The organism is Rhodopirellula sp. UBA1907 (assembly GCF_002337565.1).
In the GTDB taxonomy this organism is placed as follows: domain Bacteria; phylum Planctomycetota; class Planctomycetia; order Pirellulales; family Pirellulaceae; genus Rhodopirellula; species Rhodopirellula europaea.
In genome coordinates this window covers 9,712-19,525 of record NZ_DDGH01000097.1, presented here as the reverse complement: position 1 = coordinate 19,525, position 9,814 = coordinate 9,712, and the positions used below count along the sequence as shown (strand labels likewise).

Below are 9,814 nucleotides of genomic sequence, written 5' to 3'. Positions count from 1 at the left end.
TAGCTCAATTGGATAGAGCATCGGTCTTCGGAACCGAGGGTTGGGGGTTCGAATCCCTCCGGGTGTACTAACGATCGCTGAAATGCAGTCTTTTTTGCAGTTTCTCCTCACCCGGTGGAGCCAGGGTGGAGTTGAAGAGACAAAGCTGATCGAAATCTTCTTTGCGGCCCTGCGTTGCGTTCATTACGAGTGAACCGGACAACGCAGAGCCAGCCAAGCCATTGACGCGAGTGAGTTCTATGCGTCCACCGGGTGCCATGCGTTGTTGGTCCACACCCAGACCCCGTCGTCGTCGAGCATGAAGCACGCTTCCTCCTTTCGGCCACCGTCTTCCTTGTTGAACGTGTAGATGGTTCCGTCGTCCGTCAACTCGACGACGTAACCCGAGAATCCTGCACGTCTCACAAAACCGTTCAGTCCGTCGCAGACTGACTCATCGAACGTGTTCAGCTCGTTGGCAAATTCAGATAGCAAACGCCGCTTCATCTTCTGACGCTCGTCATCTGCCGTCCTCGCATCCGAGTGAGCGAGAAAGCCATAGGCAGCGGCACACAAAGCAACAATCTCAATCATCCACTTCTCCCAATGAGTTTCTGAAACAGCCAGCTCGCAACATAGCGCGTTTCAAGGCTCAGTCAACAACGTTCCGCCCCCGGATTTCTGTTGACCCTTCTCTTCCAAAGGTATTTCTTACCCATGTCCCCCAGACAACGAATCAAAAGCCTCGCGTGGACGCACAAACTCACCGTGCCGGACTTCGCAATACCAGAAGAAACCCAGTTCGGCGGCGTCGCTCTACGCGGTGCCAACTCCAATGCCGTCTACCTCGTTCGCCCGACGAGAAGCGGACTACGCAACGCCATCCAACATGTCTCGCGATGTGAGGCACGAGGGTAATGTCCGATATCAATCAGAAGCTGGGCTTCGACGTTTCGGACGGGATCTCGTCACTTCAAAGCCTCGACCAAGCCATCAAGAGTCATGTCGGGACTCTGGAAAAGCTCCAGGGTGCATACAAGAACTTGAAGACCGGCAGCGTCGGCCCCGACATCAGCCAACAGTTCCAGAGCGTAAGCAAGCAAAGCCAAGTCGCCGCGACCCAAGTCGAGAAGGCAACGAAGCGAATCAATAACTCGTTTCAGGGTGTCAGCCTGGACAATAAGTCCATCGGGACGCTCGTCAACCGAGTCCTCGTGACTCAAGCAGTGGTTTCGCAGTTCGCGAACGTCCGAAACGCACTGTCCGAATCGACGTCTGAAGCGATCAACTTTCAACAGTCGCTCGCAGAGATTCAGACTATCTCGAAGCCTCTTCGTGGCAACACCGACGAACTGGCGAGTCGTGTACGGGCACTCAGTGACGAGTTCAATACACCACTGGGTGACGTGAACGCGGGTCTCTACGAGACGATCTCGAACCAGATTGAGGGTACGGCGAATCAGTTCAATTTGCTGTCTGAGGCTCAACGATTGGGCCGCGTCGGCAACGCATCAACTGAAGACTCAATCAACATCCTGACGGCAACGCTAAACGGTTTCGGGCGGAAGATGTCCGAAGTAGACGAGCTGTCAGCAAACTGGTTCCGCACGGTCGATCTTGGCCGGTTGCAAGTCAACGACGTCGCGAACTCGATCGGTCGGCTTGGTGGACTCGCAACGCAGTCCGGTGTGAGTCTGGAAGAAGTCCAGGCTGCGTTGGCTACAATCACGATCTCTGGCGTCAAACCTGCCGAAGCCATCACTCAAGTACGCTCAGCAATGACATCGTTCATCAAGCCGAGCGATGCGATGAAAGAGGGTATCCAGAACATCGGCTTCACGAGTTCAGAACAAGCCATTGGCGTTCTCGGGCTCAACGGCACCATCGAAAAGCTAATTGCCAACACAGATGGATCGACGCAGGCTCTTGCGAAATACTTTCCCAACGTTCGTGCGTTGGCAGGCGTCCTGAACATCGCCGGTGAGAACGCTGAGCAGTTCGGCAAGGCTTTGAAAGTTCTAGAAAATCCCGACGTTTCAAACCTGGAAGAAGCCTTCGACATCGTCACCGGGACTGACGCTGAAAAAGTCACGAAAGAACTGAACAAGCTGAAGAACTTCCTGACGGAAGAGTTCGGGCAGTCGGTTCTCTCTACTGGGGCGGGACTCGTTGACCTGACCGGTGGCATCGACAACATGCGAGCAGCGGGAGCCGCAACCATTGGTTCCCTGCCCGGGCTCACGCTGGGAATCGCTGGTTACGCTGCCGAACTGAAGGGTGCGTCACTCCAAACGGAGGCACTTGAAAAGAACACCAAAAGCCTCAAAGGTTCTCTCTTGAGCGGTGTTGGAAAGGCAGCCGGTGTCGCGGGATTGGCACTCGCAGGGATTCAGGCATACAACGCTTACCAAGCCGAGCAACTTCAGCAGGCTCACGAGTTCCGACGCAAGCAAGATGACATCGCTCTTGAACGGCTTCGCGACTCAGCCAACGAAGAAGTCAAAATCACTCAGCAAAAGTGGGACCGTATTCGTGAACTCACAAACGCGAACCTCGCTACAACGCTGACCGGATTTAATCAGACCTCACTGGGACTTGGTGGTGAGACCGACGCACTCACCAACTCCGTTGGCAGTGCCATTGAGAAGGTTTTCAATGCTCGCGAGAGCATCGTCAACGCGTTGATCCAAACGAGCCAAGCTCGATTGCAAGAGTCACGCGACGCATCGAAAGCCGCGTCGGCAACGATTACGAATGCCGATGACGAACTCTTCACGCGGCGAACGTCACGTTTGAGTCAGCAAGAACAACTCAATCAGAATCTTGCTCTGACTCGCAAACTCGGAAGAGAAGCGGCTGAGGCGTTGTCAGCAGCGACTACCCCGGAACAAGCAGCCGATGCGAACGACATTTTCACGCGTGCGAAGTCGTTTGAAAGAGCCGCACAAAGTGTCGCCCAACAGATCGGTACGAACAAAGCACTTGAACGCAGTGACCAAGTCCTGCTTGATTTGTCCCGGCAGCGGGCAAACGCTCAACGAGAGTACAGCCAGACGCAACGAAACCAATCAGCGATTGCTTCAGAAGTCGCTCGCGAAGAGGCTGCCCGTGTTCGTGAGATGAAAGAGAATTTCTCCGGGCTCGTTGATACAATCAAGTTGTTTGATGAAAGCGGAAACCCACTCTCGCAAGAACAGCGTGCCGAGAGCGTCGCGAAGTTTAGTGAGGGTCTCGCAGAATTCCGGAAGAACGCCGCCAACCTCGATCAACTCGACTTTGGTGGTTTGATCGACCTGACAAAGATTCAGCTTGATCTTCAGAACGCTCTTTCGTCTGTTGAGATTCAAAGCATTGAGTTTGGTGAAGGTGCTTTGGCAGGGTTGAACAACCAGTTGGAAGCGGCAATTTCAACAGCCATGGCGGACCCTGCAATTCAGGCTGTCTCGGACTACATCCGAGCGGAGACCGGGAAAGAGGTTCGGGACCCGTCGCAGGTGAACCCCGGGCTGGATACGTCGACGGCACAATCAGGTCGACGGTCAGAGATCGGTTCCGAACTTCAGCAAACGGAACAGGCTGCGTTTCAAGCGTTCCAACAAATCGTAGACGAAACGAAGTCAATCCAGGGGAAGGCATTCGGACCACTCGGAAAAGCGACGGACTCGTCGTATCTGAGTACCGACTTGGACAGTGTGTTGTCGGTTCTTGGTCTATCCAAGGGTAAGTCGAACGATGCCCGTGAAGAGTTTCGCGATTTGCTCGGCAACCTTCGTGGGACAGCGGCAACCGAAAACGTTGACCCGGATAATCTCCTCAGCCTCCGTGAGCAATACAACAGGGTTGAGCAGAATGACTTTTTGGGTGCTGTGAATGATGGACAACTAACGCAGGTCGATCAACTCTTGACCACGTTGCAGGAAGCGATTCAGGCAACGACGCGTGCGACTGAGTTGAGACAGGAACTCGAAACGGTCCAACCTCAACAGCAAGTTGATCCGAATCAAATCTTGCAAAAGTTGCAGCCGCCGCCGGAGACCGCAAAGCCTGCCATTGATACGCAGTCTGCTGCGAGTGCGGCTGCTGGACTTGGCACTGTCGCGGGTGCCGCACGGTCGGCAGCGGCAGCGTTGGCGTCAATCCAGGCTCCCAGTGGTGGAGCCGAAGCCGCATACTTCGGCAAGTCCATCTACCGTGCAAACGGTGGTGCGGCTCGTGGGGTCGACCAAGTGAACGCGGTTCTCTCTCGTGGCGAGCACGTCACGAACTCCCGGAGTGCGAGGAAGTTTGCAACGCAACTCCAAGCGATGAATGCGGGGTCGACTCCGGTCTTCAATCGTTCGCCTGAAAGTTCGACAACGAACGTCGGAGACGTCCACCTGAACTTTTCCGGCTCGGACCCCATCAACGCTCGTTCGCTTGCTCACGACTTGAGACGCGAACTTCGTCGCAAGACCGCAAAGGTGTAGAATCCGCCATTGAACCACCCGGGTCTATGGCTCGCATGGCGGTTGAGCCGATACCTTCGAGAAGGGGCCTGGGAGCCTCTCTGACGCGTCCAAAGCTCAAGTGGCTGTGGTGACACTCACCCGGCCATTTAAGCAGCGTCAGCGAGTCTGGGAGGGCCTGGGAAATCATCGAGATTTTGCGAGTCGCCACCCGTGAGGGGCGGTCAGAGAGTAAATTTCAAATCCGCCCCTGCTCCTTCTTTTTTTTATATGTATTGTTTCGTTATTGAAATTCTGCATAAGGCCATAATGCACGATGCTGATTTTACCCCTGTTTTGACGTAAGTAGTATTTCTGAAAGGACTTACGTCGAAAATACAGGTGTGACTGTTACGATTATGAGGATTTGTCATGCGACTAAAATCGTAATCGTTACAATCATCACCACCCCGGAGAGGGCCCGTGTCTTTTTGACGACAGTCAACAAGACTTCTGACCTACCCCGAAATTGACATTTGCCCAGGGTAAACGCACCGGGTAGACTCTTCGCGGTTTAAGGTGGCGTATTTCACATTGCAGGGGCGGGCATGAAGCGAGACATGGAACTGATTCGGCAGATACTCTTCGCTATCGAAGAGTGTGATGACGGTGCCGTGCCGCGACAGATCGAAATCTAAATGCAGCGACCTACAAAGATCCAATTTCGTCCAGCTTGTATTTCTCACAAGCTTTCTGCATCACGACGTCGACGAAGCATATTCCGATGGAGCCGTTGTTTTCGACGACCGTCACAACGAACTCATCCCGCTTTTGCAGGTACTTGAATTGACCCGTAGATTTGGTTGAGAGCGAGGGGCCATACTTACGCTCAGCAAGTTTTGCCAACTGCCCCTGTGAAATCTTCTTAGGGTCGACTACGACAATCACTTGATAGAGTTTGTCGTCAAAGAAACCCAAACACACAGCGGTGGCACCCTTTAGCGGGCCACCGTTTATATTGACGTCTTCAACTCTCCCACCGCGAGTGTGAGTTGCCAGGGTCATCGAATCGTTAGAACGAACAACTTCCGCCGCTTCCACGGTAGAGCAATGTATTTCAAACCCGCAGAAGTCTTCCGCTACGGCGGGCGTACAAATCAGTAGAATTGCAACTCCGAAACATCGCATGTGATTTTCTCAATTGGTTTCGTGGAAAGTCTTTCTATCGCGAATTGGCTGAGCATCTAGACTAACTTTAGGACGGATTTAACTAGAAGGACGGAGCATTCCTCGCAAATAGCTAGATTTTCGGGTGAGATGCCTGGTCTACGTCGGGCAGGTTACAGCGTTCATATTGAACGGCTAAAATTATGCCTAGGGTCGGCATTCGTACCAGGAATAGTTGCAAAGGGTGACTGCATGCTTGATTTTGTCGCGATCGATTTCGAAACTAGCAATTTTAAACGGCACAGTGCGTGCTCCGTCGCTCTCGTCGTTGTACAAGACGGTCTGGTCGTTGATCGATTTAGTTCGCTCATCCAGCCAACTGATTTGCACTTCGAGCCAGTCTGCATGTCGATTCATGGGATTGAAGAGCGGGCAATTCGTGCCGCACCTCAACTCTGCGAAGTATGGCCTGAACTCCAGCGTCGCATCTCTGGGCGGACCGTTGTTGCTCACAACGCTAGTTTCGATATTTCTGTGCTCCGACGTTCACTCCAGGCTGCCGAAATCGCGACGTGTCAATTCGACTACTTCTGCTCATGCAAACTCGCTCAGGTTGCTTGGCCAGAACTCCCAATGCACAAATTGGATTATATCTGTCGTCAACTTGAGGTTGAGTTAGACCATCACAACGCTGAAAGTGATGCTTCGGCCTGTGCAGATATCGTGCTGATTGCATCCAGGCTGCTAGGCGTTGGTGGTTGGGACGAACTCGAATCACTCCACCCCTTACGACGTGGCTATGTCCTGGAAAATGAAGTTTGGGAACCACCGAGTTCACCGGCGTTTCGATCCCGCCGTCTCGATTTTGAGATTTGCGTTCCGGACGGGTTCGACATCGAAAATCACCACTTGTTCGGGAAGAACGTCGTGCTGACTGGCAAGTTCGCGTTTTGTTCGAGAGAGGCTGGCTTCAAAGCTCTGAAAGTTCTGGGGGCGACCCCTCAGAAAGGCGTGACGAAGAAGACTGACATCGTGGTAATCGGAGAGGTGGACTCTTCGCAACTCGCTGCTGGAGCTACGATTACTCACAAGCATCAAAAAGCTCTCAGCTACCGAAACGCTGGTCAGCAAATTGATTTCCTCGACGAAGAATCATTCCTGCAACTTCTCACGGCTCCCAATGGATCAGATAACGCCAGCTCCCCAGCAACTCGACTCGATGACCGACAAGACAGCAGCGATTTGTCATTGGACGCAGCGGTCGTTCAAAACCAGCAAACACTGGAGCACGGAGTCGATCAAAATTTACTTAGAATGCCAAGGTGATTCGGTCTTGTCTCGAACGGTATTGGCGTCTCGCGTGCGGAGCCATTTTCTTTCGGAGAAACCGGAAGCCGAAACGGTAAGCCGATGGAACAAGGACCATACGAAGGTGGAAGACGTGACGGTCTCGCCGCCAAAAATCAGCGAGTCAAATGCAGCATACATCGATTGGTTCTATGTAGCTGACTACTTGTTGCTGTGCTGCGGAACCACCAGGGACGAGTTCGATGACGTGAATACCGTCCGTCGAGCCCAGTTCCGCTCTTTGCTTCAGTCCTACTTGCTCCGTAAGTATGTGATCGACGCAATCGCATTGATCGAAGCCAAGCCCAAGCTTTCAGACGAGCAAGTGGTCGAGGAGCTAAAATCAGCAGCAACAGACGAAGAATCGAAGCCGTCACTCGCCACAATTAAAGAAGCCAAACGTTGGATGCGGGCGGGTGAGAAACCGAATGAAGTAATTCGCCCCGAGCCTCCGGCGGACCTTGGTCTCTACAAACCACTTTATTTCAATTAGCCATGCCTACCGACGCTTCCACACGGCTTACGTGAGGTAGATGTCGATTAATTGTCGTCAATTTGCAACCCGCAGGCTCGTCGCAAAAGATCGACTTAGCCCTTTCGACTTCGAGATTGGGCGTGCCGTGCAAACGTCGCACGGGACTCGCCAATGCGTGCACGATATTATTTCGCAAACGTCTTCAATTTCTGTTGACCGCTCGTTCTGAGCGGGGTAAAAATACCCCCGCCTGGACTGGTGGTTTTGCGACAGCCCGCCTGGGCTAAGCGAAGGCTCGTTCAGTTCGTCTCGTAACAATCGTTGTTCAGTCTGGAGTTTCGATGTGTATTCTGCGTTGGGTATCACTTTGTCTGACTTTGTGCTTTGGTACGTCCGCTGCATACAGTCAAGAGTTGGCTTGGCCCGTCCCTTTTTACGGTCCTCTTTGGATAGCACCTGGGGCGTCAGGATACGCTTTTCATAGTGTCTCGCTATGGGAGGTTCCTAGCACTGCTTATCCTGCCGCTGGCCCCCTGACTGATGTTGTTGTATCGAACACTTCTGAATATCTTGGAACGGTTCAGGTTACTGCGTCCTATAGTGGCGGCATTTCGGGAACTCTGGTAGGTGCGGCTGCAGGTTGTACGCTTCAAGTTGGCCCTGGAGGACACGGGTTTTATGACTACGGTGTCACCAGAAACTCCGAGCCGTCATGGAGCATCGATGAAGAAGTCGGATACCAGAAACAACGGTGGTACGGCCCGAATTTCAGGGTTCATAGACAAGAGTTCGATCCATATTACGGCGTTTGGTATGACGCATACTACGGAGTGTACATTTCAGACATTTACACTGTTGGCAAAGAACAGGTTTTCAAAGTTGTCCAAGTCCCTTCGGAGTAGCGATATGAGAGTTTTATTAGCATCCGTTCTCATTTGGAATTGCGTTTTGGGCGCGTTCGCAATTTGCGATGATAACGTTAAGAAACGCGATGTTCCGGTCCCCACGCCTCCATTGATTGACGCAGTTGTTCGATCAGCGGCATTCGAACTTGAAACGGATTTGCGTCCTAGGGTTCGTATCGGTGGTCATTCAACCAAGGACATGTCAAATGCAGAGCGATTGCTCGCAGTGTATGAGCGTGCGTTGGAACTCGACGCCCATCTTGACATGGGCAATCTTGCATCGTCGATTGCACCTCAACGCAAGAAAGCTTTGAGTGAAATTTTCGACCAGCGGCGACTGTCGCGTGAGGAAGACCTTAAGGAGTTTGAGACTTCCGAAGGCGACTTCAATTCAAAGTTGCAGTTGGTTGTGGAAAGGGAAAAGGATCGCACCGAAAAATTCTGTCATGATCTGTCAGGAGTGTTGACACAAAAGGAGACAGACCAATTAGTACAGCAGATAGTGCGTCGTCGGATGGTGTTCGCGTTGACATTCCCTACCGTCGCCGGCCACTTCCACCTTTCGGCGGACCAGGTTAGTGAGCTGAACAAATCGCATCGCAAAATGATGCAAGCTTTGGCATCTACTAAAGAATTGTCTCAGAATGGCTCTCCCAAGGCAGATCAGCGTGGGCGTGCTCTAGCGGAGGCCTTCAATGTCCTGTCGGAGGAGCAGCTTGAAAAGTTCTTTCGAACCACCGGGCAACTGAAGGATTCAGAAGATTTAATCGCAGTTGCCGATCGTTACCCAGTCGATATGCGATCGTTTCTGCTTGAGGTGTTCCTCAACAAGGAAACAACTGGCGGTGAATCCCGCGATTAGAGCGAGCGACATGGGTATCGCTTCGACAAATTAGCGTCAATCTCGATCATTCCCCGACCATGGAAGCATGGTCGGGGGTTTCGTTTGACTCCCCAATGAAGTGATTTATTTGCGGGCAGACGCTAGATTACAAGGCCGAACATCTGTAAACCCTGATTCTAACGAATGCATCGTTCAGCGAAATTGCAATTCTTTACGGCGGGCACGATCGCCTCAGACTTAAGCTTACCAAGAAGCACGGATATGTACCGTTTAGCGTTGTCTTCTCTACTCACAAGATGAACGAGAAGTAAAAGCCGGTTTACTGTTTTTGAGTCAAATCACTTGGGCTTGGAAGGTAACCCTTCACAGCCTCTTGCATCTCAGGGTTTTGAGCGGCTAGAGCTTGAAGCCGAGTCTCATTGACGAGGCGTCGGATCGTCGCCTGTTTCGTGGCTGCGTTGGCTTGATTCACAGCGGTTTCTGTTGCCTTGAATTCCTTTACCCAGCTTTCGTAGATGGGCTTCGTATGTTTGTTCGCCGCTAAGAGCCCTCCGAACGAATCCTTCACGAAGTTTCCGTAATTCATCGCGAGCATGACCGCTGCGAGAGAGCCTCGACGATTGACCTGGAATACCGCTTTGAGCTTCCGGATCGCGTCCTCAACCGTCCTGTG

Annotated in this window: 7 protein-coding genes; 4 read left to right on the top strand and 3 right to left on the bottom strand. The window is 52.4% G+C overall.

Features of this window, described 5'->3' with window-relative positions:
• Nucleotides 1-237 precede the first annotated feature (237 nt).
• Nucleotides 238-573, bottom strand: coding sequence for a hypothetical protein (locus B2R17_RS23140; protein ID WP_286765876.1), 336 nt, complete (start codon nt 571-573; stop codon nt 238-240).
• Nucleotides 574-896: 323 nt separating this feature from the next.
• Between B2R17_RS23140 and B2R17_RS23135 the strand changes: the two genes are divergently transcribed.
• The gene (locus B2R17_RS23135; protein ID WP_286765875.1) at nt 897-4,445 is read left to right on the top strand and encodes a phage tail tape measure protein; all 3,549 of its coding nucleotides are present in this window, start codon (nt 897-899) and stop codon (nt 4,443-4,445) included.
• 666 nt (nt 4,446-5,111) lie between these two features.
• Here the strand turns inward: B2R17_RS23135 and B2R17_RS23130 are convergent.
• Nucleotides 5,112-5,591 carry a hypothetical protein gene (locus B2R17_RS23130; RefSeq protein WP_286765874.1) on the bottom strand — a complete coding sequence of 160 codons (480 nt, stop codon included), beginning with the start codon at nt 5,589-5,591 and terminating at the stop codon, nt 5,112-5,114.
• A 129-nt stretch (nt 5,592-5,720) separates the two neighbouring features.
• Here B2R17_RS23130 and B2R17_RS23125 point away from each other — a divergent pair, with 129 nt between their 5' ends.
• From B2R17_RS23125 to B2R17_RS23115, 3 genes are all read left to right on the top strand, one after another.
• A complete protein-coding gene (locus tag B2R17_RS23125; protein WP_349677004.1) occupies nt 5,721-6,896 on the top strand; it encodes an exonuclease domain-containing protein in 1,176 nt (391 codons plus the stop codon).
• Between the two features lie 7 nt (nt 6,897-6,903).
• Nucleotides 6,904-7,410, top strand: a complete 507-nt coding sequence (locus tag B2R17_RS23120; protein ID WP_286765872.1) for a hypothetical protein — start codon at nt 6,904-6,906, stop codon at nt 7,408-7,410.
• Between the two features lie 930 nt (nt 7,411-8,340).
• Nucleotides 8,341-9,159: a hypothetical protein gene (locus B2R17_RS23115; RefSeq protein WP_286765871.1), complete on the top strand. Its 819-nt coding sequence runs from the start codon at nt 8,341-8,343 to the stop codon at nt 9,157-9,159.
• Between the two features lie 301 nt (nt 9,160-9,460).
• Here the strand turns inward: B2R17_RS23115 and B2R17_RS23110 are convergent.
• The coding region (locus B2R17_RS23110) for a hypothetical protein (RefSeq protein WP_286765870.1) at nt 9,461-9,814 on the bottom strand (354 nt) is incomplete at its 5' end.